The organism is Microbulbifer sp. CAU 1566, from assembly GCF_023156515.1.
In the GTDB taxonomy this organism is placed as follows: Bacteria; Pseudomonadota; Gammaproteobacteria; order Pseudomonadales; family Cellvibrionaceae; genus Microbulbifer.
Genome location: NZ_JALNMG010000001.1, coordinates 230,868 through 256,655 on the forward strand (window position 1 = coordinate 230,868; position 25,788 = coordinate 256,655).

Sequence of the window (25,788 nt, forward strand, 5' to 3'; positions counted from 1 at the left end):
CCGTGAGGAAGTCGGCGATTACAATACAGGGAATGAGGCAAATCGCGCAAGCGTGAAAATAGCCGTCAGTTAGCGCCTCAGATGGAAGAAAGCTCACAAAACGATCAACTATTACCCCTCAATTACCTCAACTGCTCAACCAATGGAACTTTGTGACGAAATTTGTCAGATCAATTAAGTCCACGATGGTATCCGTCTCGATCTGTACATGAGCAAGAGGCATCCAACCCCAAAGCACTCAACAGGCTCAAAATTGCTGAGAGGTCGTTAGGTCAGGTACCCAGTTCACAGGGTGGCAGCAAGACCTATCCGGAACATTGGCTGACTCGCACTTATTCGATATATTGAGGTAACTATTGGCGGCAGATTACCCATCCCCGCGAAAAACGAACAAAAAACATACAGATCATATTTCAGTTTACTGAGTTTTCACAGACAGCGGTTCCCCCATGAGTAGCATACCTCTGAGCGGCCTGGCCAAGCGGCTGGTTTCTGATAAAGCCATTGACGAGACAACAGCCCAATCGGCCATTAAGGCAGCAAAGCGCGAAGGGCAGAGTTTTGCCCAACATGCTGTGGAAGCTAAATTAATTAAAAGCCGGGATCTGGCAAATATCGCCTCCGCTGCCTTTGGCACGCCTTTATTCGATCTTTCTAGCTACAACTTCGATCTCCTCCCCAAGGATATCGTCGATGAAAAGCTCATCAGTAAGCATTTCGCCCTTCCTTTATATAAGAGAGGGAATCGACTTTTTGTTGCTGTAGCCGATCCGACCAACTTGGCAGGGTTAGACGAAATCAACTTCAACACTGGCTTAAATACCGATGCAGTATTGGTTGAGGCAGATAAACTTACCAAGGCCATTGAGAGTTTTCTTTCCAATAGTGGCGATATAGGAGGGGGGCTTGAGGGGCTGGATGATGAAGACTTAGACGGCCTCGATGTCGAAGGTGGAGACCCTAAGCGCGATGATGAAAGTGAGCCTGGTGGTGATGAAGCACCGGTTGTTCGCTTTGTGAACAAGGTACTGCTGGACGCTATCCGCACCGGCGCCTCAGATATTCATTTCGAGCCCTACGAAAAACTATACCGGGTTCGATTGCGCACTGATGGCGTTCTACATGAAGTCGCTAGGCCGCCTATTCAGCTTGCCACCCGAATTTCAGCGCGACTAAAAGTGATGTCCAAAATGGATATCTCAGAGCGGCGAGTACCACAGGATGGCCGTATCAAGATGAAGCTATCCAAAACCAAGGCCATTGACTTCCGTGTGAACAGTTTGCCGACTCTTTGGGGCGAAAAAATTGTACTACGGATTTTGGATCCATCATCAGCAAAACTCGGTATTGATGCGCTCGGATACGAGGAAGATCAGAAAAAAATCTATATGGATGCGCTGGCCCAGCCCCAGGGCATGATTTTAGTAACTGGGCCCACCGGCTCCGGCAAAACCGTTTCACTGTATACCGGACTGAATATTCTCAATACTGCCGAGCGTAATATCTCTACTGCAGAAGACCCCGTGGAAATCAACCTGGAGGGAATCAATCAGGTTAACGTCTCCAATAAGGTGGGACTCAATTTTGCCGAAGCGCTGCGCTCCTTCCTACGCCAGGACCCGGATATCGTGATGGTAGGAGAGATACGAGATCTGGAAACGGCCGAAATTGCAATTAAAGCCGCACAGACCGGTCACTTAGTATTATCCACTCTACACACTAACTCTGCACCGGAAACCCTGACTCGCCTGATGAATATGGGCGTCCCCACATTCAATATTGCCACCTCGGTCAGTGTGATTATCGCTCAACGATTGGCTCGGCGACTTTGTGGCGAATGCAAAAAGCCCGCGGAACTCCCAGAAGAAATACTGACCCAAGAAGGCTTTGATACGGTGAGCATTCCCAAGAATGAGTGGCAAATCTATCAACCTGTCGGCTGTGAACACTGCTCCAATGGCTACAAAGGGCGAGTTGGCGTGTATGAGGTAGTTCGCATTACCGACGGAATCTCCCGCATTATAATGGAAGGCGGCAATTCGATTCAGATTGCCGATCAGGCGAGAAAAGAAGGATTTAACAACTTGCGCACATCAGCCTTACGAAAAGTTGCCATGGGAGTTACCAGTTTGGAGGAGGCAAATAGGGTGACCAATGATTAGGCGTCACCCGATCAAGGCTCGCCAGCATATAGGTGGAAACCAAATACAATTTGGTGGTCAGCGTGCAGAAAGAACTCTGCAGAGTTAAACATTAAACAACTGAAATAAAAACTTGGGAATAACACCATGGCCAAAGTCGCCACTGCAGTCGCTTATACTTACAAAGGTGTGGATGCCAAAGGCAATAAGGTAGAAGGTGAAATAAACAGTGCCAACCCCGCGCTGATTAAAGCCCAGTTACGCCGTCAGGGAATCATAGCAAACAAAGTCCAGAAAAAGGCAAAGCCGTTATTTGGCGGGAAAAAGAAGGTAAAACCAGGCGACATTGCAATTTTTACTCGCCAGATGGCGACCATGATGAAGGCTGGTGTTCCCTTAGTACAAAGCTTCGAAATTGTAGCTGATGGCCTTGATAATGAGGGGCTAAAAGAACTTATTTTCAAGATTCGGGACGACGTTGCATCAGGCACTAGTTACGCAGATTCCCTAAGAAAGCATCCAGTACAGTTTGACTCTCTATACTGTAACCTTGTTGCATCCGGAGAGCAGTCCGGCGCACTCGAAACAATGCTAGATCGAATAGCTACTTATAAAGAAAAGACAGAATCACTCAAAGCAAAAATTAAAAAAGCCATGACTTACCCTATCGCGGTAGTTGTTGTTGCTTTGGTTGTCACAGCTATTCTTTTAGTTAAAGTAGTTCCACAATTTGCGCAGACTTTTGCAGGTTTCGGTGCCGACTTACCTGCATTTACTCTATTCGTGCTGGAAATTTCAGAGTGGATGCAGGCCAACTGGTTTATTGCCTTTATCGGAATAGTAGGCGGCGTCGGCGGCATAATAGAAGCCAAAAAGCGCAATAAAAATGTTGCGAACTTTTTTGACAAGCTAATGCTAAAGCTCCCAATTGTCGGCCAAATAACTTACAACTCTATTGCCGCCCGCTTTGCACGAACACTATCTACTACTTTTGCTGCCGGTGTTCCACTGATCGACGCACTGAAGTCAGTTGCAGGTGCTACCGGGAATGTAGTGTATGAAGAGGCGACATTAAAGATTCGAGATTCTGTAGCAACAGGTATCCCGCTCAACGGCGCGATGAGAGCATCCGGACTATACCCCTCTATGCTTGTACAAATGGCGGCTATTGGCGAAGAATCCGGCGCGTTAGATGAAATGCTAGGTAAGGCAGCGGACTTCTATGAAGAGGCTGTGGATAATCTGGTAGATAATTTAACGTCACTTATGGAACCCTTAATCATGGCAGTATTGGGCGTACTAGTGGGCGGCCTGATGATCGCCATGTATCTCCCTATTTTCCAACTTGGTCAGGTTGTATAAGAACAGGCAATTATGCTCGAATATTTCAGTTCCCATCCAGCGCTGCTACTAAGCAGCGCTTTTGTTTTAGGCCTGCTAGTCGGCAGCTTCCTGAATGTCGTCATCCACCGCCTCCCGATCATGATGGAGCGGGAATACCAGCGGGATTTTTACAGCTACTTTGAAAAAACGCCCTCTGCGGCCGATCAAAAGCAGCTGGATGAAACCTTCAACCTGGTACTGCCCCACTCCCACTGCCCCAAGTGCGAGACGATCATCAGGCCTTGGCAGAATATCCCCATCATCAGCTACCTGCTGCTGCGGGGTAAGTGCGGCAATTGCGATGCACCGATTTCCAAGCGTTACCCGATGGTGGAGCTGGTTACGGGTATTCTGACCGTTATCGTGGTCTGGCAGCTGGGCTTTACCTGGCAGGCGCTGGCCGGGGTGTTCTTTACCTGGGCGCTGGTGGCACTGACCGGAATTGATTTCGACAAGCAGTTACTGCCAGACAGCATTACCCTGCCAATGTTGTGGGCAGGGTTGTTGATCAATATCTGGGGCGTGTTTGCACCCTTACAAGATGCGGTGATCGGCGCGATTGCCGGCTACCTGGCACTCTGGAGCGTGTTTCATATCTTCAAGCTGGTGACCGGCAAGGAAGGGATGGGTGCCGGGGACTTCAAGATCCTTGCGGCTATCGGTGCCTGGTTTGGCTGGCAGGTGCTGCCGATGGTGATTCTGCTCTCTGCCGCCGTCGGCGCGCTGGTGGGTATTTTGTGGACACTGATTTCCGGGCGGGACAAGAACCTGCCGATCGCCTTTGGCCCCTATCTCGCCGGCGCGGCCTGGATTGCCATGCTGTGGGGCGAGCAGATTATGGGCTGGTACTTCCGTGTTTCCGGGCTGAGCAGTTAAGGTGATTTTTACCGTAGGGCTCACCGGCGGTATCGGCAGCGGAAAATCCGCAGCGGCGGCACGGTTTCGCCATCACGGTGTGAATGTGGTGGATGCGGACTGGGCTGCGCGGGTTGTGGTAGAACCCGGCCGACCGGCACTGCTGGCCATTGCCGAGCATTTTGGCGATGACATCCTGCTCGCCGACGGTTCACTGGATCGCGCTCGGCTGCGCAAACTGGTGTTCGACAACCCGGCGGAACGGGTCTGGCTGGAACAGCTGACACACCCGCTGATCCGGGACGAGATCATTGCGTCGCTGACCGCCAGTAAAGAGATTCACACTGCCCCTTACGCCATGCTGGAATCTCCCCTGTTGATCGAGACCAGCCAGTCTGAGCTAGTTCAGCGTATCTGCGTGGTGGATTTACCGGAAGAGATGCAACTGGCCCGCGCCAGTGCGCGGGATGCCAATTCTGCGGAGCAGATCCGCAAGATTATGGTCGCACAGCTGTCACGGGCAGAGCGGTGTGCAAAGGCGGACGATATTCTGGATAATAGCGGCTCATTGGCGTCGCTGGAGGCTCAGGTGGACAATATCCACCAGCAGTATCTAGAGATTGCCCGTCACCTGTGAATCGCTCACCTCAACCAGTAGTTTTACCATGCCTGACCACCCGACTTCCGACAAACCAAGCGTCCCCTGCCCTACCTGTAAAAAGCCCATTGAGTGGAGTACTTCCAACCCCTTTCGGCCATTCTGTTGTGAGCGCTGCAAGTTAATCGACCTGGGTGAATGGGCCAGTGAGGGCCACAAGATTCCCGGACAGCCGGTGTTCGATGATGTGATGAGTGAGGATCTGGATCCCACCAAGACACGCCATTAGCTCCAAGCGGCTACTCAAGCCCCTTCACTCTGGGATGCTGGGTCTTTTTGAGGATGACGTTTATTTCTATACCTTTTAAGCAGGTGTTTGAGCTGATCCCAGGTTCCTGTGTAATAGGTTTCATTGGCTCCTGGCAGTGATGACACGATAACCCGAAATGAAAACCACAATGGCAATATAGCTGTATATAACAAGGCAATATTCGAGCTCCAAAGTAATACGTCAAGTGCACCATAATAAGCCGCGATAATTAGATGAACTTTCAACTTATAAGCTGCTGCGGCAAGAATAGCCCAAATGACTCCAAAATGATGATCGACACCTAGAACACCAATCAGTAAAACACTGAGCCCAAATATTCTCCAAGTAAACAACCAGAACGTTAGTAAATATTTTTTCATGTTTTTTTTCTGCGTCTTTAATGATATAGAGATTCAGTTATTACCCCTTCAGTGAAAGCTTTGGGACGCCCGATTAGGGTGGTGGCATAGGATCAGATTCGTTGCTGGATAAAAATGCCGACCCGATGGCCGGGCGAGTTCGCGACGCTGACACAAGCTACTGTTTACTGGCTGGTCTCGCACTTCCACAAGATCGTTTTACATCAATAGGCGATCAAGACTTTCTCCGACGGGCAATCGGTGAAATTCCAGTCGCTGCTCCAGGCAAATGCTTTTTAGCTGATCCGAGAGGACAGTCTGCCGCCATCCCTCGACATACTCTATATGTCTTGCCTCACGAACTTACTCTCGAGAAGCACCGGATTATCTGCATCAGAATATGATTTGCGGTCTACAATGTCTGGACATTCTGAAAAAACTCGCCCCAACCTGGGTGATCATTTTCAAAGTCCATTTTTGGCTCAGGAACTTTCCGTGTTTCAGTCATTATTTTCTAACTTTTTTGAATTTTTTTAGATTCACATCAGTGGGAGTCAACGAATCAGGGTCATTTTTAGAACCCTCTTCGATTTCCTCTTCCGTGAGATTACCCACCGTTTCATAGTCAGTTTTGTCTTTTAGCTTATTAAGCTCTTCTTCAGTGTATTTTTTGATACACATAATCAGTCAAACTTTGCCGTAATCTTTGCGAGTATGTTCTGCTGCTATTCGGTCTTTGTCCTTAAATGCAGCAGCTGCAGCCACGAAATCGATACCGTGCTTTTCGATACTCGACTGCCTTTTATTCTCATCCCACTCAAACTCCATCTTCTCTCCTTGCATGGGGCAAATTGGCGAACCCAACAATCATTGGAGACTAACAAACGCAAAGGAGTAGAGGCAAAAATAGTTGGGGTACCAACGTTCCAGATTGCTCAATGGGGGACGGGTCCGAGCTCCAAGGGCAATTCGTCAATCCGAAAATTCGGACAGTTCCTAACTTAGGTGGATAGATTCCAGGCAGGCTTCACCGTATTGTTTATCCAAACCAACACAGGTTAGTCCGCTAACCACAGGCGGGCTTTCAGCCCCCATTTTGACGTCATTCCGGACGTGACTGCACTGACCTTGCCCTCGCGATCGACAATGGCGATCGTGGGGGTCACCCGTAATCCCCAGCTGGCACTGAGCGCCCCACTCGGGTCGTTAATCGTCCGAAAATTGAGGTGGTGTTGCTGCTGGTAAGTGGCCACTTCCTCCGGGGTACCCGACTGCAGGGCGACGGTGATGACCTGATGATCTTCCGCCAAGTCGGAAACGGCCGGGGAAACCACACGGCAATAGCCACACCAGGTTGCCCAGAAATAAATCATTACCGGGCCCTTCTGCGTCATCGACTGCAGGTCGAGCGGCAAACCGTTGATATCTGGTGCAACCAGCACTGGCGCCACGCCCTTGGGCATATTACGGCCGTGGTACCAGGAAACCGCGCTGACAATGACCGCGGCCATCAGCAGAAACTTGAGAAGCGACCACAGCCGACTTGCCCAGATTCCACGTTTTCGCAACGCTGACTGCTGACTCACAGGTTGGCTCACTAACTGCTTTCCTCGATCAGTGCATTCAGCCCGGTCACTTCAATCTCTCCACTGGCGTAGCGCCACTGCAGGTTAAAACCGCAGAGCGCCATACCGTAAATCCGCTCAGGGTCCGGCTGCTGGTAAGCCGGCTTGGGGTCCTGAGACAGCACCTGTTTGATGAGCTCGGGCAAATCCGTGCCCCAGTCGTCGCGATAGTTTTGCGCGACCCGGGCAATCGCCTCGGGAACATGTACCGGGGTTGCCGCCGGTGCCGCTTCTGCCAGTGCACTAGTGGCAGCGGGAACACTGTCGGCGTAGGGAATATAGGGTTTGATATCCAGGATCGGGGTGCCGTCCAGCAGGTCGGCACCGGCTACGATCAGTTCAACCCTGGGATGCGTGCGCACTTCGATCAAGCGCACTACTGACAAACCGATATTGTTGGGCCTGAACGGAGAGCGTGTGGCGAAGACACCGAGCTTTTTGTTGCCCCCCAAACGCGGGGGACGCACCTTGGGGGACCATTGGCCGGCGACCTGGTGAAACTGCCAGGTAAGCCAGAGGTGGCTGTGCTGTTCCAGCCCGGCAACCGCATCCGGGTCATTGAATGGAGGCAATAATTTGATGGAAGCGCGACTGGCATCCGCCAGCAGGGGCTGGCGGGGGATGCCGAACTTCTCGGTAAAGCAGGTGTGCGCTACGGCTACAGGCGTGATATTTAAATTCGGCTTCAAATGTCACCCATTTTAAATTCCGTCCATACTAAATTCCGCCCATACACAGATACTTGATTTCCAGGTAGTCATCGATGCCGTACTTGGAGCCTTCACGGCCGGAACCGGATTCTTTAATACCGCCGAAGGGTGCCATTTCGTTGGAAATGATACCTTCGTTGATACCCACCATGCCGTATTCAAGCCCCTCCGCCACACGCCAGATACGACCAATATCGCGGGAGTAGAAATAGGAAGCGAGTCCGAATTCGGTATCGTTGGCCATGCGAATGGCTTCTTCTTCGCTGGAAAATTTAAACAGCGGTGCGACCGGGCCGAAGATCTCTTCCTTGAAGAGTTTCATGGTGTCATCCACACCGGTCAATACGGTGGGGGTATAGAAGCACTCACCCATGTCACTGGGGCCACCGTCATTGAGCGCCTTGGCGCCTTTACCCAGGGCGTCGTCCACCAGGGCTTTTACATCTTTCACTGCGGATGCATTGATCATGGGGCCGACTTCAATCCCCTCATCCGCACCATTCCCCATCTTCAGTGCACTGACGGCAGCGGAAAATTTCTGCGCGAACTCGTCGTATACTTTTTCCTGCACAAAAATGCGGTTGGCACAGACACAGGTCTGCCCGGCGTTGCGGTACTTGCAAATGATTGCGCCTTTTACGGCCTCATCGATATCCGCGTCGTCAAACACGATAAACGGGGCATTGCCCCCCAGTTCCATCGACGTTTTCTTGACGGTCTCGGCGCACTGGGCCTGCAGCAGTTTGCCTACCGCGGTGGAGCCGGTGAAGGTGAATTTACGCACCAGTGGGTTGGTTGTCATTTCCTTGCCGATTTCCCGCGAGCTTTTACCCACGACGACGTTGAAGACACCTTTCGGCACACCGGCTTCTTCTGCCAGTACGGCGAGCGCCAATGCGGACAGCGGGGTTTCCGACGCGGGTTTGGCGATGAAGGTGCAGCCGGTGGCCAGTGCCGGGGCGAGCTTGCGCGCGATCATGGCGCTGGGGAAGTTCCAGGGGGTCACCGAGGCGGTTACGCCCACCGGCTGTTTGATGACGACGATGCGTTTGTCGCTGGAGGGCGGCGCTATGACGTCTCCATAGGCGCGCTTGGCTTCCTCTGAAAACCACTCGAGGTAGTTGGCCCCGTAGATGATTTCGGTTTTGGCTTCTGCCAGGGGTTTGCCCTGTTCGGCGGTGAGGATTTTTGCCAGGTCGTCGGCGTTGTCGACGATGAGGTTGTACCAGTCGCGCAGGATTTTTGCGCGGGCTTTGACGGTGAGGTCTCGCCAGGCAGGCCAGGCGGTATTGGCGGCTTCGATGGCACGCCGGGTCTCGATTGCTCCGCAGCTTGCGATGGTGGCGACGGTTTCGCCGGTGGCGGGGTTGGTGACGTCAAGGGTGTTGCCGTTGTCGGCATCCACCCACTGGCCGTTAATATAGGACTGTTTGCGCAGCAGGTCGGGGTTTTTGAGATTAAGCATTTGGGGTCCTTTCCTCGTAGTTGCCGGCGAGCTTTGTGGCGGCACAGCTGGCTGGGTCAACCTTGCCAGACACGCCGTAAACCCATCCATGGGGGCTCGGCTGCGGCCGTCCTGGCCGCAGACGGTCTGGCAAGGTTGACCCAGCCATCTGTACCTTCAATTCAAGGTTCAGTTATAACCGGCAAGTTTAGCTTTGCGCCGCATTTACCGCCTTTACCTTAAGGGTATTGCGGCGCCCCGCTACGAGTTCATGCACGCGCTTATTTTTTCTTTTTCACAAACTTCATCAAGCGACGCTTCTTCGCTTTCTGGCGGTCGCTCAGCTTGTTTTTCTTGTCCTTGTAGGGGTTGTCGCCGGTGCGGAATTCGATTTTTACCGGGGTGCCGTGCAGGTCCAGGGCTTTGCGATAGGTTTTTTCCAGGTAGCGCACGTAGTGGTTCGGTACCTGTTCTGTCTGGTTGCCGTGAATCACAATGATCGGCGGATTCTGACCGCCGGCGTGGGCATAGCGCAGTTTAATGCGGTGGCCGTTAACCAGCGGTGGTTGGTGCTCACTAATCGCCCACTGTAGGATACGCGTAAGGTGGTTGGTCGAGAGCTTGTCGGTAGCGGACTGGTAGGCGGCCTCGATGGACTGGTAGAGGTTGCCAACGCCGGTGCCGTGCAACGCGGAGATAAAGTGTATATCCGCAAAGTCGACGAAACGCAGGCGACGTTCCAGTTCGGTTTTTACGAAGTCGCGGTGATCCGGATCGAGCCCGTCCCATTTGTTCAGGGCGACGACCAATGCACGGCCCGCCTGAATGACACTGCCCATCAGGTGCAGGTCCTGGTCGACGAGGCCTTCGCTGGCGTCGATCACCAGCACCACTACGTTGGCATCTTCCACGGCCTGCAGGGTTTTGACGATGGAGAATTTCTCCACCGATTCTTTGACGTTTTTGCGGCGGCGAATACCGGCAGTGTCGATGATGGTGTAGGGCTTTTCGTCGCGGGTGTAGTTGATGTACACACTGTCGCGAGTAGTGCCGGGCTGGTCGAATACCACTACGCGGTCTTCGCCCAGCAGGCGATTCACCAGGGTGGATTTACCCACGTTGGGGCGGCCGACGATGCCGATCTTAATGCCTTTGGCTTCTTCCTCCTCTTCCGCTTCTTCCGGTGCTGGCAGGCCTTCGATGAGTCGCTCCATCAGCGAGCGCACGCCGCGGCCGTGGGTGGCGGTGGTGGGGAAGAGTTCGCCGATGCCCAGCTCATAAAAAGGTGCCAGGGCGATGTCCGGGTTCACGCCGTCCACTTTGTTGGCCACCAGGATGGTGGGCTTGGAGCGGGTGCGCAGGCGCTCGGCGATCATGTCATCGGCGGGGGTGAGGCCGGCGCGACAGTCCACCATAAACAGGACGAAATCCGCTTCTTCGATGGCCTGCATGGACTGCTGGGCCATGGCCGCATCGATTCCCTCTTCGCCACCGCTGATACCGCCGGTGTCCACCAGGATCATCTTGCGGCCTTCAAATTCCGCCTCGCCGTATTTGCGGTCACGGGTGAGACCGGCGTAATTAGCCACCAGAGCGTCGCGGCTCTTGGTCAGGCGATTGAAGAGGGTGGATTTACCCACATTGGGGCGCCCTACCAGGGCGATTACAGGCAACATAATTTCGTTCTACTCAAAATTCTGGCCACTGCCAGAAATACAAACGCCCGCATACTGCGGGCGATGGTCAATTGGAGTGGCGAGGTTCGGTTGTGAACATCGCCAACTACAAATGCATTACTACCGGATTACTGCAGCCGCTCGAGGCTCAGTGCGACCAGTTCGCCGTCATCTGACAGGGCAAACAGCAGGTCACCATCCGCCAGCAGCGGAATCCGCACCGGGTCGCGGTCGATGCGGGTGCGGCCCACAAAACGTCCGGTGGTAGGATCCAGCGCGTGCAGGTAACCCTCCAGGTCGCCAACCACAACCACATCACCCAGATACGCCGGCCCGCTCAACTGGCGGCGCAGCAGCTCGCTGTTGGTCCACTGGATCTGCCCATTACCCACATTGTAGGCGTGGACACTGCCGTTGGCGTCGCTCAGGTAAACCTGGCCCGCGCCTACAGCCACATTGTGGTTGGTAGACGCGTCACGCGCCCAGAGGCCACGGCCATCTTCCCGAGACAGGGCAACAACACGGCCCTGGTAGCTGGCGGCAAACACCAGCTCACCGCGCACCAGTGGTGCGCCGTCGATATCCACCACCCGCTCCAGCTCCGCAGAGCCCTGGGGAATGGCAACCCGCTGTTCCCAGCGAGAAAGGCCATCGGCGGCACTCAGCGCAATCAGCTTGCCGTTATCCAGGCCGGCATAGACCACACCGGCAGAAATGACCGGGCTGGCAGTGCCGCGCAGGGTCAGCACCGGCAGCACGGTATTGTGCCGCCAGCGCTGTTCGCCAGTGCTGGCATCCAGTCCCAGCAGCTTGCCGTCTACGGTCTGTACTACAACAACGCCGGAACCCACTGCCGGCGTGGACACCACTTCACCGCTCAGCTGGGTCGCCCAGCGCTGGCTGCCGTCGTTCAGGTCCAGCGCCACCACTTTGCCGCGAAAATCCGCAACAACCGCAAGGCCCAGACCGACGCCAACACCACCGCTGATGGACTGGTCGATATCCACTCGCCACAGACGCTTACCGGTGGCGCGATCAAAGGCGTAAACATCACCATCACTGTTGGCGGCAATCACCTTGCCGTCGATGATGCCTGGCTTCAGCATCGCGTAGCGCAGGGCGTCGATGTCGCCGATATTGTTGGACCAGACTTCGCGCAGCTTGACGCTCTCGCTGATTTCCACCAGTTCTACGGGGTCTGTGTCTTCCTTCTCTTCGTTGGAAGCACAGGCACTGATCACCGCGGCCAGGGCAACCGCTACTATCCGGTTAAGTGCCTTTTGAGTGCATATCATTGCGCATCACTCTCCTTGTCTGCGTCGTTCGCTTCTGCATCACTGTCTGACTCTGCAGCGGCGCTACCCAGGCTTTCGATCTTCAGATCCAGCAACTGGGAGCCGGAAGACTGCTCCGGCAACAGTTGTGCACGGGCCTGCTGGTAGGCGGCGCGGGCAGCGTCTTTATCGCCTTGCTGCACCAGAATATCGCCACGGGTTTCCGCGTAGAGTGCAGCGAATGCGGCGGGCACATCGCCCTCCAGCAGCGCCAGCGCTTCTTTGGTTTCACCGCGGGCGGCCTTTACTGCCGCCAGACGGCGCTTGGCAACGAACTTGAGCGCGTCATCACTGGAGTTATCCAGTGCCCACTGCAGCTCTTTGATGGCCGTTTCCAGATCGTTTTTCTTTGCCGCCATCGCTGCCAGTTCCAGGGAGGCCTGGGTGGCGTAGATGCGCGTGGCGTAATCGTCTTTCAGTTCGCGGGCCAGGGACTGAGCCGTGGTCAGCTGCTTGTTATCCGGTTTGCCCTGATTGGCGGATACGGCTTCAACAAAACCCTGGTACAGATTAGAGGCCGCTTCCGCTTCGCTGCGCTCCTTGCCCTGCCACCACTGCCAGCCAAAATACCCGGCCAGCGCCAGTACGATACCGGTGACGATGCCGGTGCCGTTTTCTTTCCACCAGCGTTTGATCGATTCAATCTGTTCTTCTTCGGTCAAATGGTCAGCCATTTCTTATTCGCCTTATTTTTAAATCCAATATCCGAGTCAACCAGGGGCGATCAGCTCTTTAGCCAATCAGCCCTGTAAAATGCTTGCCAGTTCCGCCAGTGCGACGGTCTGCTGTTCAACCTCTGCGCGCAGGGACTTCACGGTTACCTGCCCGGCCGCCGCTTCGTCTTCACCGATGATCAATGCGTAGTCAGCGTTGCTTTTATCGGCCTTTTTCATCTGGCTTTTGAAGCTGCCGCCACCGCAGTGGGTCTGCAATCTCAGCCACGGCAGCTCGCTGCGCAGTTGTTCCGCGGCCGCCAAGGCAGCGGATTGTACATCACCCACCGCAACCAGGTAGGCGTCTACCTGCTGGTCCAGGGTATCCGGCAGCACTTCAAGGGTTTCCAGCAACAGCACCAGGCGCTCGACACCCAGGCCGAAGCCCACCGCCGGGGTGGGTTTACCGCCCATCTGCTCGACGAGGCCATCGTAACGGCCGCCGGCACACACAGTACCCTGGGCACCGAGACTGTCGGTCACCCATTCGAAAACCGTTTTGCCATAGTAGTCGAGGCCGCGCACCAGGCGCGGATTTACCTCATAGACCACACCGGCCGCATCCAGGAATGCGCGCAACTGGTCAAAGTGTGTACGGGATTCCTCATCAAGGAAGTCCAGTAGACAAGGGGCATCGGTCAGCAGTTCCTGAGTATCCGGATTTTTACTGTCCAGAATGCGCAGCGGATTGCGCTCGAGACGGCGCTGGCTGTCTTCATCCAGCTGATCTTTACGCGCCGACAGGTATTCCACCAGGGCGTCGCGGAAGGCCGCGCGGCTTTCGCTGTTGCCGAGGGAGTTCAGCTGCAGGGTTACGTGCTCGGAAACCCCCAGCTGCTTCCACAGGCGTGCGGTCATCATCAGAATTTCTGCATCGATGTCCGGGCCTTCGATGCCAAAGACTTCCACGCCAAACTGGTGGAACTGGCGCAGGCGCCCCTTCTGTGGACGCTCGTAGCGGAACATGGGGCCGAAGTACCACAGGCGCTGGGGCTGAATCAGCAGGTTGTTCTGAATGGCCGCGCGCACGGTGCCGGCAGTGCCTTCCGGGCGCATGGTGACACTGTCGCCGCCCTTGTCGTCAAAGGTATACATTTCCTTTTCGACGATATCGGTGGCCTCGCCCACGGCGCGGGCGAACAACTGAGTCGCCTCAAGGATGGGAGTGCGGATCTCACTGTAGCCGTAGCGGGCGAAGAGTTCGCTGAGGGTGCTTTCCACGTACTGCCACACCGGAGACTGGGTGGGCAGCAAGTCGTTCATGCCGCGGATGGCGCGAAGTTGTTTCAACGGTAATCCTTACTTACTAATCGATCGTCACACCGGCCGCTGCCGGTATCCTGATTTCTGCGGACGCTGCTTACTCGGTAGTTTCTTTCGCAATGATGCTGGCTTCCTGCTCGGCCTTGGCCGCGGCTTTCTCGCGGATCAGCTTTTCCAGGTCGTCCACCAGATTGTCGTTTTTGAATTTGCGGTCCGGTTGGCCGTCCACGTAGATGGCGTGGCTCGGGGTACCGCCGGCTAGACCGATATCTGCCTCTTTGGCTTCACCGGGGCCGTTGACGATACAGCCGATTACCGCTACATCCAGCGGCGTGGTGATATCTTCAAGGCGGCTCTCCAGCTCGTTCATGGTTTTCACCACATCGAAGTTCTGGCGGGAGCAGCTGGGGCAGGCAATAAAATTGATGCCCTTGGTGCGCAGACGCAGGCTCTTGAGCAGATCCCAACCCACCTTCACTTCTTCTACCGGATCCGCCGCCAGGGACACCCGCAGGGTATCGCCAATGCCATCCAGCAACAGCGCGCCCAGGCCAATGGCGGATTTCACGGTACCGGCGCGCAGGCCGCCGGCTTCGGTAATCCCCAGGTGCAGGGGCTGCTCAATCTGGGTGGCCAGTTTGCGGTAGGCCGCAGTGGCCATAAAGATATCGGAAGCTTTTACGCTGACCTTGAAGTCCTGGAAGTTCAGGCTGTCCAGTATGTCCACATGACGCAGGGCGGATTCCACCAGCGCGTCCGGTGTTGGTTCGCCGTATTTTTTCTGCAGGTCTTTTTCCAGGGAGCCAGCATTCACACCGATACGGATCGGAATATTCAGGTCGCGGGCTTTGTCGACCACGGCACGGATACGCTTCTCGCGACCGATATTGCCGGGGTTGATGCGCAGACAGTCCACACCCAGATCCGCCACGCGCAGGGCGATGCGGTAATCGAAGTGGATATCGGCCACCAGCGGCACATTCACCTGCTTCTTGATCTCGCCGAAGGCCTCTGCGGCCTCCATGGAGGGCACGGAAACCCGCACTATGTCGGCGCCGGCGCGCTCCAGCTGCTGTATCTGCCCTACCGTGGCAGCCACATCACAGGTTTCGGTGTTGGTCATGCTCTGCACCGAAATGGGCGCACCGCCGCCGACCGGCACATTGCCCACCATGATCTGGCGCGACACGCGGCGAACTATGGGTGACTCGAACTGCATAACAAAACCTGTATTGGTTACTGAGCGGGCCAAAAGGCTGGAGATGGAAAAACGGGGGGATTATAGAGAGATTGGGCGCAAACCTACAGCGCACCCCTAAAAATCTACTGCGCGTGCGCCTGACGGCGTCCGGCGGTGCTCGGCATCCTCATGTACGCCAAGTACACTCCGGCGCCTCCGCTCCGGCGGCCACCGTCAGCCACCCGCTCGCTACGATTTTAAGGGGTGCTTCAGGGCCTAAACGAACAGTTGTCAGCCGCCAACGACGAGCTTGCGGGTGCGGCGATTGCCCAATGGGGCGCTATCCACCACTTCACCGCCATAGCTGACAGTGGCCGCCGCTGCATTGCCCAGCATGACGCTGAACGGCGCTTCGCCAGTCAGTTCGATGCTGGAGCCCGCAGGCTGTAACTTGGCCAGCAACTTGCTGCCCGCGGCATCGGTCACCTCAACCCAGGATTCCTCGCTGAAGCTCAGGGCCAGAGCACCTTCGACTGCAGGCACTGTATTCTCGACAACGGGCGAGGAATCCTCAACTGCAGCAGGCTCCTCAGCGACATCCTCAGCCGCTACCGAGGGCGCTTCAGCGACAGAAGTGGTATCACCGGTGGTGGCAACAGATTCCTCTGCTTCCGCAAGAACGGCCTCCATCGCAGGCGCCGCACTCTCAGACTCGAGCATGTCATCTTCACTGAAAACACCCGCTTCCGCGAGCTCGACATCGGATTCCGGCTGCGCTTCACTCACGACATTCTGCGCTTCTGCATCCGGCTCAACAGTCTCTTCCTGCTCGGCGCCCGCCGTAGCGTACGCCTGGTATTGAGGCGCACTCTCAAGCTCGGATAGCGCGGCTGCGGCCGGCGCTTCGGCACTTTCGCTATTTACTACGGACACCGCGGCAGGTGCGCCCTGCTGGCCGTACCACCAGTAACCACCCGCTGCCGCGGCGATGATCGCCAGTGACAACGGGGCAAACAGCGAGCCGCCTTGGGAAGTATTTTTGCCCGTCGGGCGATCTGACATCACCGGTCCACGCGCGGTTTGCGCCGGCCGCTGAATGGCTTCTGCCGGCACCTGGGCCGCGAAGGCCTCCAGTACCGGGGCCGCATCCAGGCCCAACTCTTTACACGCATTGCGGATATAACCGCGTACATAAGTGGCACCAGCCAGGCGATCGAAGGCGTCTTTTTCCAGGGCTTCGAGCTTGTCCGGTGTCATGCACAGGCGCCGCGCCAGCTCCTCGCGTTCGAGGCCGGCGGCTTCACGGGCCGCCAACAACTGGCTACCGACGGTATTGGCTGTCGACTCTGACGCGGTCATTTCTTCGGAACCGGTGGAATCTGGGATCGAATTACTGCTGCTCATTTTCGGCCATCATCTGCTGGTATTTCAGCGTTTCCGCTGAGTAGGGAAAGAGGTTTTTCAGCGCCAGGGCATAACTCCTTTCCTTGTCCCGATTGCCGAAGATTTTTTCGATGCGAATCCCCAGCCATAGGGATTGCGGAATCTGCCGGTTCTTCTCGCTGAAGCGGTCCAGATACTGCTTCGCCTGACTGAACTCCTGCTTCTCGAATTTCAGCTCCGCCAGCTCCAGTAGCGCTACGGGCAGGTCGGCACTCAGCGCCAGGGATTTCTTGAACGCCTTTTCAGCCCCGTCCAGCTCGTGCAACTTCAGCTCAGCGCGACCCAGGTTGGCCAGCGCGTAGGAACGACGGTTGTAGGTCAGGTCTTCAGAGGCGACGAGAAACTGCTCTTTGGCTTCCTGGTAGCGCTCCTGCTTGTACAGGAAAGCCCCGTAATTGACTCGCGCCATGGAAAAATCGCGGTTGTAGCGCAGCGCCTTTTTGAAGTGGGATTCCGCTACTTCCAGCTCGTTGTCTGCCTGATACAGCAGCGCGAGTCCGTGGTGGGCATCGGGATCTTTCTTGCCCAGTTTCAGCGCTTCTTGGAAGTGGTGCCGCGCGATCTCGCGGTTATCGTCACCGCTCTGGAGATAGCGCAGCCCCAACTGAATATGGGTCTCACGGGCTTTGTCGAGATCGATTGACTTGCCACCGGGACCTGTGGAGACACAGCCACCCAGCAAAAGCATTAAGAGTAAGCCGGCCAACAGGGCCGGATGGGAAATTCTTGCAAACACGAGCTTCACCTAGTCGTTATTGGGTGCGTTTTTACAGCGCGTTGCACCAACGTTGACGTCGGTGAATGATCAGGCTTGTCCGACGATCCGCACCGGGCGTTCCGCATTGCGGTAGCGCTCCGAGCGACGGGTGCGGTCGTTCACCTGACCTGCCAGCTGACCACAGGCCGCAGCGATATCATCGCCCCGGGTGGTACGCACGGTTACGGTATAGCCTTTGTCCAACAAAATCTGTTGAAAACGTCGCAAAGCGTTGTTGCTGACCCGTTGATAGTCGGACAGCTCGAACGGATTGAAGGGTATCAGATTTATCTTTACCGGCACATCACGCAGCAGCTCCGCCAACTCTTCGGCGTGCTCCGGGCGGTCGTTCACCTCCCGGATCATGGTGTACTCGATAGTCATCTTGCGATGATTGTCCGGCATATTCTCGATATAGCGCTTGGCGCTGTCGAGCAGCATGGCGATGGGGTACTTCTTGTTGATTGGCACCAGTTCGTTGCGCAGCGCATCGTTGGGCGCGTGCAGCGAAATCGCCAGACTCACATCAGTCACTTCCGCCAGGCGATCCAGCGCCGGCACCACACCGGAGGTGCTCAGGGTAACCCGACGCTTGGAGATGCCGTAGGCATTGTCTTCCATCATCAGGTTCATGGAGTCGACCACATTGTCGAAGTTGAGCAGGGGCTCGCCCATACCCATCATCACCACGTTGGTCACTTTGCGCGGACCGTTGGGTTGCAGCTGGCCAAAGGATTTACACGCGATCCACACCTGACCGATGATCTCCGCCGCGGTCAGGTCGCGGTTGAAGCCCTGCTTGCCGGTGGCGCAGAAGCTACAGTCCAGGGAGCAGCCCACCTGGGAAGACACGCACAGGGTGCCGCGGTCGCCATCGGGGATATACACGGTCTCGATCACATTGCCGCCGCTGACTTCGATCAGCCATTTGCGGGTGCCATCGGCGGAGTCCATCTGTTTCAGGACTTTGGGGGCACGGACTTCGGCGATCTCGGACAGCTTAGCGCGCATGGCCTTGCTGACGTTGGTCATCTGCTCGAAATCGTCCACGCCATTCTGGTGAATCCATTTCAGTACCTGCACCGCGCGGAAGCGCTTCTCGCCCAAACCGGCAAAGAAGTCCGTGAGCTTGTCGACGGACAGGCCCAGCAGGTTTACTTTTTCGGTTTGCACTGTTTCAACAGTCGCGGTCATGAATTCACCTTGCACCGGTTACGGTGCGAAAAATTGGGGCTGTTGCGGGAGCCGGCTACCCAGCAGACTCCCGCGAAAGTACTTGCCCTATCCCTTATAAGGAAAAGGAAAGGCGAGTACTTAGCGTGCGCAGATTTCTTCAGCGGAGAAGAAGTAGCTCACTTCACGCTCGGCAGAAGCCGCGGAGTCAGAACCGTGTACTGCGTTGGCGTCGATGCTGTCAGCGAAGTCTGCACGGATGGTGCCAGCTTCGGCTTCTTTCGGGTTGGTTGCGCCCATCAGGTCGCGGTTGGCCAGGATGGCGTTTTCGCCTTCCAGAACCTGTACAACAACCGGGCCAGAGGTCATGAATTCAACCAGGTCTTTGAAGAAAGGACGCTCTTTGTGCTCAGCGTAGAAGCCTTCGGCCTTCTCCTGAGACAGCTGAACCATCTTCATAGCAACGATGCTCAGACCAGCTTTCTCGAAGCGGCTCTCGATTTCACCGATAACGTTCTTGGCTACGGCGTCCGGCTTGATGATGGACAGGGTACGTTCCACGGCCATGATTTTCTCCATTTCTAGGTTTTGCAAAAAATTTGTCTTAATACAGATACGAAAAGAGCAACTTCCGTTGCTCTTCCCTGAATTCTCTACCGCGCAAACTGGTGATTAATTAACCAGCACCATGCGCGGAGCGCGGATTATACGCGTAGTGGAGTGAAGTTTGTACTGTCGATGCGACTATTCGTTTTCTTCAATCCAGGCAGCCTGAATGGCTTCCAGGATTTTCTCGCCGCAACGCTCGGGATCGTCGTCAAATCCTGGCAGATCCATCACCCACTTGCGCAGATCGACGAAGTTAACCGCCAGCGGATCCTTGTCCGGGTAGTTGTCGCTGAGTTCGATGGCAATATCGTGAATATCGGTCCACTTCATCTCGGAGTCCTCGGTGTCTCTCAATCGCTCAGTGTTTCTCAGAAACCTGATTGATGGTGTACTTGGGAATCTCGACCACCAGGTCTTCATTTTCCACAATTGCCTGACAGGAAAGGCGTGACTCCGGCTCCAGGCCCCAGGCCTTGTCCAGCAGATCCTCTTCCAGCTCGTCCGGCTCGCCCAAGGAGTCAAATCCCTCGCGCACGATGACGTGACAGGTGGTACAGGCACAGGCCTTTTCGCAGGCGTGCTCGATCTCGACGCCGTTCTGCAGGGCGGCATCACAGACACTGATACCCGGCTCTACCTCAATGACCTTGCCCTCCGGGCACAATTCTTCGTGGGGCAGAAAAACAATCTTCGGCATACTTTTAAACTCCGAGTCCCAACTCTCAATCAGTGACCGCCCCTCGGGGCTTATCGAATAGCCCTTAGGGCTTGTCGAATGCCCCTAGGGCTTATCGAATTCATCCAGGCTGTGGCCCTGCATGGCGCGCTTGATGGACTTGTCCATCCGGCGGGCAGCAAAGGGTTCAGACATACTGTTCAGTGCATCGATACGGCTGCGGATTTCCTCCGGGGTGCCGCCGTTGTGCGCCAGGCGCAGTGCTTCCATGGCGCGCTCAAGATCCGCCAGCTCCTGTTCCGTCAGCAATTCAGCGCCATCTTCCTGCAGGGCCACTAGCATGGCCTCCAGGGTGCGCTCCGCCTCGACCTGGGCCTCGCGCAGTGCGCGCGCGGCTATATCTTCTTCCGCATTCGCGTAGGAATCCTGCAGCATGCGGGTAATATCGGTGTCTTCCAGGCCGTAAGACGGCTTCACGGTGATCTCTGCCACCACACCACTGCTTTTCTCCATCGCCGTCACCGACAGCAATCCATCCGCATCCACCTGGAAGGTCACCCGGATATGCGCCGCACCCGCCACCATCGGCGGAATGCCGCGCAGTTCAAACCGCGCCAGGGAGCGACAGTCCTGCACCAGTTCGCGCTCACCCTGCACCACGTGAATGGCCATGGCGGTCTGGCCATCCTTGAAGGTGGTGAATTCCTGGGCTTTGGCCACGGGAATGGTGGTATTGCGGTGGATCAGCTTTTCGGTGAGGCCACCCATGGTCTCGATACCGAGCGACAGCGGGATCACATCCAGCAGCAGCAGATCATCGCGGGACTTGTTGCCCACCAGCACATCCGCCTGCAGCGCGGCGCCGACCGCCACTACCTGGTCCGGATCAATATCCGCATGGGGTTCGCGACCGAAAAAGTCCTGCACCTGCTCACGCACCCGCAGGGTTCTGGTAGATCCCCCCACCAGCACCACTTCGGCAATATCGTCCGCGGTGATATCCGCGTCCCGCAGCGCGCGTTTGCAGGCGCGCAGGGTTTTATTGATCAGCGGATCCAGCAATTCTGCGAGCTTGTCCCGACTCAGTTCCGCCGCCCAGTTGCCGTAGGTCACCGCAACCGACTCCTGCTGCGCCAGCGCCTCTTTGGCAGCGCAGGCACAATCCAGCAACTTGCGCTGGGTGGCGGCGTCGAGATCGGTGCCAAGGCCCGCTTCCGCCACTATCCATTCCGCCACTGCGCGGTCAAAGTCATCGCCGCCAAGGGCGCTGTCGCCCCCCGTGGAGAGCACTTCGAACACACCTTTGGACAGGCGCAGGATCGAAATATCAAAGGTGCCGCCGCCCAGGTCGTAAACCGCTACGGTTTTATCGGCTACATCGCCGCCGTCATCGGATTTGTCGAGGCCGTAAGCCACCGCTGCTGCAGTGGGCTCGTTGAGCAGTCGCAATACTTTCAGGCCCGCCAGTTTGGCAGCATCTTTGGTGGCCTGGCGCTGGGCTTCGTCAAAGTAGGCGGGAACCGTAATCACGGCACCGTCCAGCGGCCCACCCAAGGAGTCGGCGCCGCGCTTGGCCAGCACCTTGAGAATTTCTGCAGACACCTGCACCGGATTGACTGCGCCGGCGACGGTTTCAATTACTGGCATTCCGCCAGCATTCTTGCCCGCCGGTTCGGAGAATTTGTAAGGCAGCTGCTCGCCAAAACTTTTGATATCCGCAAGGCCACGCCCCATCAGGCGCTTGATGGAAACCAGGGTATTGAACGGATCTTCACCTGCAGCGGCGCGGGCTGCATAACCCACGTCCACGCCCGCGGCACTGTAACGCACGGCTGACGGCAGAATCACTCGGCCATCTTCCGCGGACAGCGCTTCCGCAGTACCACTGCGCACCGTAGCCACCAGCGAGTTGGTTGTGCCCAGGTCGATACCCACTGCGCGCTTGCGCTGGTGGGGTTCGGGAGTCTGGCCGGGTTCGGAAATCTGCAGTAATGCCATAATTCTTAAAAACAATTCTTTAAATAACAGTGTTTTCAGTTACCGCGCTTCCACAAGCGAACAGAATCAGGCGGCAACTGACAGCAGCTGGCAGTCAGTCCAGTAAATCTTCTTCGAGCTCTTCGATCTGCCGTTTCAGCTTGGCGAGAAACTGCAGCTTCAAAAGCGCGCCTTTGGCATCGTCGAGGGCTTTGCTTGCCAGCGCCCCGGCAAACGCCTGCTCCTGCGCCTTGAACAGACTTGCGGCCTCACTGCCGAGATCATCCAGCTCGCCTTCCGGATCCGCCGCACTGCGCACATCTTCGAGACGTTCACGCAGGATCATCTGCTGCATCAGGAACTCACCGTCAGCGGTGGTCTGCTCCGAGTTAATCGTCACCCCGGCCAGTTGCAGCAGGTAGGCCGCGCGAGCCACCGGATCCTTGAGGGTATTGTTAGCCTCGTTAATCTGCGCCGCGTACTGCATGGACAGCATCTGCTCGCGCTCGGATTTGGCGGCAAACCGGTCCGGATGAAATTCCTGCTGCAATTCCCGGTAACGCTTTGTCAGCGCCTGGCGATCCACCTCGTAGGCCATCGGCAGGCCAAAAATTTCAAAGTAGTTCTGCTGCAATTTCATATTCGCTGGCCCGGCATGAAGAACTATTTATTCAGTCGATAAATAACAAAAAGGCCGGCATGCACCTGCGCACCCGGCCTTCTGCTGCCAGAAAAGCGTCCTCACACGTGGAAGCTTTCGCCGCAGCCGCACTCATTTTTGACGTTGGGGTTTTTGAAGGCGAAACCTTCATTCAGCCCTTCTTTCACAAAATCCAATTCGGTGCCGTCCAGGTAGGCAAGACTTTTCGGGTCCACTACCAGCTTCACGCCACCGGCCTCGAACACCTCGTCTTCTGCCTCTGCAGAATCGACAAACTCCAGTACGTAGGCCATACCAGAGCAGCCGGCGGTTTTAACCCCGACGCGAATGCCAATGCCTTTACCCCGGCTGGCCAGCTGTTTGGCAACATGAGCCTGGGCTGCTTCGGTCATGGTGATTGCCATGTCGCTTGCTACTCCTTAACCGCGCCTAAACCAGAATCAGCCCGCGGCTTCTTCGGCTTTTTCACCGCGCTTTTCGCGGATGTTTTTCACTGCCGCCTTGATGGCATCTTCCGCCAGTACGGAACAGTGAATTTTCACCGGCGGCAGTGCCAGTTCTTCGGCGATTTCGGTGTTTTTGATCTGCGCCGCTTCGTCCAGGCTCTTGCCTTTTACCCACTCGGTGAGCAGGGAGCTGGAGGCGATGGCAGAACCACAACCGTAGGTTTTGAACTTGGCGTCTTCGATGATGCCGTTGTCATTCACCTGAATCTGCAGGCGCATCACGTCACCACAAGCCGGTGCGCCGACCATGCCGGTACCCACGTTGTCCGCCTTGTCGTCGAGGCGACCAACATTGCGGGGGTGTTCATAGTGGTCAATTACTTTATCGCTATAGGCCATGACTATACCCTCTCAATTCGTTTCTGTGCCGCGCTCAGGCAGCAATTAGTGTGCTGCCCATTCAATGGTACTGAGATCAATGCCGTCTTTGTACATATCCCAGAGCGGCGACAATTCGCGCAGTTTTTCAACTGCCTGCCTTACTTCTTTGGCCGCAGTATCCACGTCCTGTTCCGTGGTAAAACGCCCGAAACTGAAGCGCAGGGAACTGTGGGCCAGCTCGTCGTTCACACCCAGGGCGCGCAGAACATAGCTGGGCTCCAGACTGGCAGAAGTACACGCGGAACCGGATGAAATGGCCAGATCCTTCAGGGACATGATCAGGCTTTCACCTTCAACAAACGCGAAGCTCACGTTCAGGTTGCCCGGCACGCGGTGCTCCATGGAACCGTTGATATGCACCTCTTCCATGTCGCTGATCTGGCTCCAGAAACGCTCACGCAGGGCCAGCAGGCGCTTGGTCTCTTCCGCCATTTCTTCCTTGGCGATACGGAACGCTTCGCCCATGCCCACCGCCTGGTGGGTAGGCAGGGTACCGGAGCGCATACCGCGCTCGTGACCACCACCGTGCATCTGGGCTTCAATACGTACACGCGGCTTGCGGCGCACATACAGGGCACCAATACCCTTGGGGCCGTAGACTTTGTGGGCGGAGAAGGACATCAGGTCCACTTTCAGTTCCGCCAGGTCGATATCGATCTTGCCGGCGCTCTGGGCCGCATCCACGTGGAAGATGATCTTGCGCTCGCGGCACAGCTCGCCAATGGCAGCGATATCGTTGATCACGCCAATCTCGTTATTGACGTGCATCAGGCTCACCAGAATGGTGTCTTCGCGCAGCGCTTCCTGTACCTGCTCCGGGTAGACAATGCCGTCTTCCTTGGGATTCAGGTAGGTAACTTCGAAGCCCTCGCGCTCCAGCTGGCGGCAGGTATCCAGCACCGCTTTGTGCTCGATCTTGGAGGTAATGATGTGTTTGCCGCGGCCCTGGTAAAAGTGCGCGGCACCTTTGATGGCCAGGTTGTCAGACTCGGTCGCGCCGCTGGTCCAGACGATTTCGCGAGGGTCGGCATTGACCAGTTCCGCCACTTGGCGGCGGGCGTCTTCAACCGCCTCTTCCGCTTTCCAGCCAAACAGGTGGGAGCGGGAAGCCGGGTTACCGAAGTTGCCGTCCATGGTCAGCTGCTCCGCCATTTTACTGGCGACGCGCGGGTCCACCGGACAAGTTGCCGAATAATCCAGGTAAATGGGAAGCTTCATAATCTTTTGTCTCCACTCGCTGACATCTGTCAGCGCCTAACTGCTTTCGCTTGCTGCGCACTAAATTCAGGGGTCAGTTGAACCTGCCACCAGGTTCTGCCGCCTGACCGGGCGGCCGGCACCTTACTGTAAGCCGCCAATAATCGCTACTTTCTGCTCGACCAGCTCGTCGACCGCGCCATTGCGGCCGTCCTGACGGCGGGCCACTTCCTGCACTTCGGCACGGGCCACCAGATCGGCGAGGCTGATACCGTCGAGGAAGCTGTGAATCTGACGACTGAGGTCAGTCCACAGGTAGTGGGTGAGGCATTGCTCACCGCCGGAGCAATCGCTGTTGCCGCCACAGCTGGTGGCATCTACGGATTCGTTGACAGCGTCGATGATCTCCGCCACACAGATTTCCGCACCCGGCCGCGCCAGGCGGTAACCACCACCGGGGCCGCGCACACTGGATACGAGGCCGGACTGACGCAAACGGGAAAAAAGCTGTTCCAGATAGGACAGGGAAATATCCTGGCGCTTGGAAATATCGGCCAGGCTGATAGGGCCGCGCTCGGCGTGCAACGCCAGGTCCAGCATTGCTGTGACCGCATACCGCCCCTTGGTTGTTAAACGCATATCCCCTCCTGTCGGTCCGGTTTGTGGGCCTACCCCAGCATCTTCCGATGCCTTGCAGCCCTCACCAGCACCACTGAATCGGGGCGCGAGTATGAAATAACCCACTAGTTCAGTCAAGTATATAGCCCAGTAGACTGGTCGGGTATTTGGCGGCTGGTTATACCAATTTGTTATCCAG

The 25,788-nt window shown here is 56.2% G+C and carries 28 protein-coding genes; 5 read left to right on the forward strand and 23 right to left on the reverse strand.

Features of this window, described 5'->3' with window-relative positions:
* The first annotated feature begins 449 nt into the window (after window positions 1-449).
* The 5 genes from pilB (at window position 450) to yacG (ending at window position 5,266) form a co-directional block, all read left to right on the forward strand.
* The gene (gene pilB, locus M0G74_RS01020) at window positions 450-2,162 is read left to right on the forward strand and encodes a type IV-A pilus assembly ATPase PilB (protein ID WP_248213546.1); all 1,713 of its coding nucleotides are present in this window, start codon (window positions 450-452) and stop codon (window positions 2,160-2,162) included.
* 126 nt (window positions 2,163-2,288) lie between these two features.
* The gene (locus M0G74_RS01025; RefSeq protein WP_248213547.1) at window positions 2,289-3,503 is read left to right on the forward strand and encodes a type II secretion system F family protein; all 1,215 of its coding nucleotides are present in this window, start codon (window positions 2,289-2,291) and stop codon (window positions 3,501-3,503) included.
* A gap of 12 nt (window positions 3,504-3,515) precedes the next feature.
* Complete coding sequence (locus tag M0G74_RS01030) at window positions 3,516-4,400, forward strand: A24 family peptidase (RefSeq protein WP_248213549.1); 885 nt, start codon at window positions 3,516-3,518, stop codon at window positions 4,398-4,400.
* A 4-nt stretch (window positions 4,401-4,404) separates the two neighbouring features.
* Window positions 4,405-5,016, forward strand: a complete 612-nt coding sequence (gene coaE, locus M0G74_RS01035) for a dephospho-CoA kinase (protein ID WP_248215275.1) — start codon at window positions 4,405-4,407, stop codon at window positions 5,014-5,016.
* A 28-nt stretch (window positions 5,017-5,044) separates the two neighbouring features.
* Entirely contained in the window at window positions 5,045-5,266 is a 222-nt protein-coding gene (gene yacG / locus M0G74_RS01040; RefSeq protein ID WP_248213551.1) for a DNA gyrase inhibitor YacG, read from the forward strand.
* Window positions 5,267-5,280: 14 nt separating this feature from the next.
* On the opposite strand, the gene M0G74_RS01045 is transcribed toward yacG, so the two are convergent.
* The 23 genes from M0G74_RS01045 to iscR all read right to left on the reverse strand — a co-directional run bounded on the left by M0G74_RS01045 (window position 5,281) and on the right by iscR (window position 25,610).
* Entirely contained in the window at window positions 5,281-5,667 is a 387-nt protein-coding gene (locus M0G74_RS01045; protein WP_248213553.1) for a hypothetical protein, read from the reverse strand.
* Between the two features lie 486 nt (window positions 5,668-6,153).
* A complete protein-coding gene (locus tag M0G74_RS01050; protein ID WP_248213555.1) occupies window positions 6,154-6,327 on the reverse strand; it encodes a hypothetical protein in 174 nt (57 codons plus the stop codon).
* Between the two features lie 6 nt (window positions 6,328-6,333).
* Window positions 6,334-6,474, reverse strand: a complete 141-nt coding sequence (locus M0G74_RS01055) for a BrnT family toxin (protein WP_248213556.1) — start codon at window positions 6,472-6,474, stop codon at window positions 6,334-6,336.
* 230 nt (window positions 6,475-6,704) lie between these two features.
* The gene (locus M0G74_RS01060; RefSeq protein ID WP_248213558.1) at window positions 6,705-7,244 is read right to left on the reverse strand and encodes a protein disulfide oxidoreductase; all 540 of its coding nucleotides are present in this window, start codon (window positions 7,242-7,244) and stop codon (window positions 6,705-6,707) included.
* The gene (tsaA, locus tag M0G74_RS01065; RefSeq protein WP_248213559.1) at window positions 7,244-7,960 is read right to left on the reverse strand and encodes a tRNA (N6-threonylcarbamoyladenosine(37)-N6)-methyltransferase TrmO; all 717 of its coding nucleotides are present in this window, start codon (window positions 7,958-7,960) and stop codon (window positions 7,244-7,246) included. Before tsaA ends, M0G74_RS01060 begins: the two co-directional genes overlap by 1 nt.
* A gap of 28 nt (window positions 7,961-7,988) precedes the next feature.
* Window positions 7,989-9,446 carry an NAD-dependent succinate-semialdehyde dehydrogenase gene (locus tag M0G74_RS01070; protein ID WP_248213561.1) on the reverse strand — a complete coding sequence of 486 codons (1,458 nt, stop codon included), beginning with the start codon at window positions 9,444-9,446 and terminating at the stop codon, window positions 7,989-7,991.
* 260 nt (window positions 9,447-9,706) lie between these two features.
* Window positions 9,707-11,101 (reverse strand): ribosome biogenesis GTPase Der, encoded by a 1,395-nt coding sequence (gene der / locus M0G74_RS01075; RefSeq protein ID WP_160152861.1) that lies wholly within the window; start codon window positions 11,099-11,101, stop codon window positions 9,707-9,709.
* Between the two features lie 128 nt (window positions 11,102-11,229).
* Window positions 11,230-12,396: an outer membrane protein assembly factor BamB gene (bamB, locus tag M0G74_RS01080; protein ID WP_248213562.1), complete on the reverse strand. Its 1,167-nt coding sequence runs from the start codon at window positions 12,394-12,396 to the stop codon at window positions 11,230-11,232.
* On the reverse strand, window positions 12,393-13,109 hold the full coding sequence (locus M0G74_RS01085; protein ID WP_248213563.1) for a tetratricopeptide repeat protein: 717 nt from the start codon (window positions 13,107-13,109) through the stop codon (window positions 12,393-12,395). Before M0G74_RS01085 ends, bamB begins: the two co-directional genes overlap by 4 nt.
* 66 nt (window positions 13,110-13,175) lie before the next feature.
* Window positions 13,176-14,438: a histidine--tRNA ligase gene (gene hisS, locus M0G74_RS01090; protein WP_248213564.1), complete on the reverse strand. Its 1,263-nt coding sequence runs from the start codon at window positions 14,436-14,438 to the stop codon at window positions 13,176-13,178.
* A 70-nt stretch (window positions 14,439-14,508) separates the two neighbouring features.
* A complete protein-coding gene (gene ispG / locus M0G74_RS01095) occupies window positions 14,509-15,630 on the reverse strand; it encodes a flavodoxin-dependent (E)-4-hydroxy-3-methylbut-2-enyl-diphosphate synthase (protein WP_248213565.1) in 1,122 nt (373 codons plus the stop codon).
* Between the two features lie 252 nt (window positions 15,631-15,882).
* Window positions 15,883-16,995, reverse strand: coding sequence for a RodZ domain-containing protein (locus M0G74_RS01100; protein ID WP_248213566.1), 1,113 nt, complete (start codon window positions 16,993-16,995; stop codon window positions 15,883-15,885).
* Window positions 16,982-17,770, reverse strand: coding sequence for a type IV pilus biogenesis/stability protein PilW (gene pilW, locus M0G74_RS01105; protein ID WP_248213568.1), 789 nt, complete (start codon window positions 17,768-17,770; stop codon window positions 16,982-16,984). The genes M0G74_RS01100 and pilW overlap by 14 nt, the downstream gene beginning before the upstream one ends.
* A gap of 69 nt (window positions 17,771-17,839) precedes the next feature.
* Window positions 17,840-18,985, reverse strand: a complete 1,146-nt coding sequence (gene rlmN / locus M0G74_RS01110; protein ID WP_248213570.1) for a 23S rRNA (adenine(2503)-C(2))-methyltransferase RlmN — start codon at window positions 18,983-18,985, stop codon at window positions 17,840-17,842.
* Window positions 18,986-19,105: 120 nt separating this feature from the next.
* The gene (gene ndk, locus M0G74_RS01115) at window positions 19,106-19,531 is read right to left on the reverse strand and encodes a nucleoside-diphosphate kinase (protein ID WP_248213571.1); all 426 of its coding nucleotides are present in this window, start codon (window positions 19,529-19,531) and stop codon (window positions 19,106-19,108) included.
* Window positions 19,532-19,708: 177 nt separating this feature from the next.
* Window positions 19,709-19,903 carry a Fe-S cluster assembly protein IscX gene (gene iscX / locus M0G74_RS01120; protein WP_160152852.1) on the reverse strand — a complete coding sequence of 65 codons (195 nt, stop codon included), beginning with the start codon at window positions 19,901-19,903 and terminating at the stop codon, window positions 19,709-19,711.
* Between the two features lie 28 nt (window positions 19,904-19,931).
* Window positions 19,932-20,270 (reverse strand): ISC system 2Fe-2S type ferredoxin, encoded by a 339-nt coding sequence (gene fdx, locus M0G74_RS01125; protein ID WP_160152851.1) that lies wholly within the window; start codon window positions 20,268-20,270, stop codon window positions 19,932-19,934.
* A gap of 84 nt (window positions 20,271-20,354) precedes the next feature.
* On the reverse strand, window positions 20,355-22,247 hold the full coding sequence (hscA, locus tag M0G74_RS01130) for a Fe-S protein assembly chaperone HscA (RefSeq protein ID WP_248213573.1): 1,893 nt from the start codon (window positions 22,245-22,247) through the stop codon (window positions 20,355-20,357).
* A gap of 94 nt (window positions 22,248-22,341) precedes the next feature.
* Window positions 22,342-22,866: a Fe-S protein assembly co-chaperone HscB gene (gene hscB, locus M0G74_RS01135; RefSeq protein ID WP_248213574.1), complete on the reverse strand. Its 525-nt coding sequence runs from the start codon at window positions 22,864-22,866 to the stop codon at window positions 22,342-22,344.
* 101 nt (window positions 22,867-22,967) lie between these two features.
* Window positions 22,968-23,291 (reverse strand): iron-sulfur cluster assembly protein IscA, encoded by a 324-nt coding sequence (gene iscA, locus M0G74_RS01140; RefSeq protein WP_160152849.1) that lies wholly within the window; start codon window positions 23,289-23,291, stop codon window positions 22,968-22,970.
* A 36-nt stretch (window positions 23,292-23,327) separates the two neighbouring features.
* Window positions 23,328-23,732, reverse strand: a complete 405-nt coding sequence (gene iscU, locus M0G74_RS01145; protein ID WP_248213575.1) for a Fe-S cluster assembly scaffold IscU — start codon at window positions 23,730-23,732, stop codon at window positions 23,328-23,330.
* 45 nt (window positions 23,733-23,777) lie between these two features.
* Window positions 23,778-24,992 (reverse strand): IscS subfamily cysteine desulfurase, encoded by a 1,215-nt coding sequence (locus M0G74_RS01150; protein WP_160152847.1) that lies wholly within the window; start codon window positions 24,990-24,992, stop codon window positions 23,778-23,780.
* A gap of 123 nt (window positions 24,993-25,115) precedes the next feature.
* A complete protein-coding gene (gene iscR, locus M0G74_RS01155) occupies window positions 25,116-25,610 on the reverse strand; it encodes a Fe-S cluster assembly transcriptional regulator IscR (protein ID WP_160152846.1) in 495 nt (164 codons plus the stop codon).
* Between the last annotated feature and the right edge of the window lie 178 nt (window positions 25,611-25,788).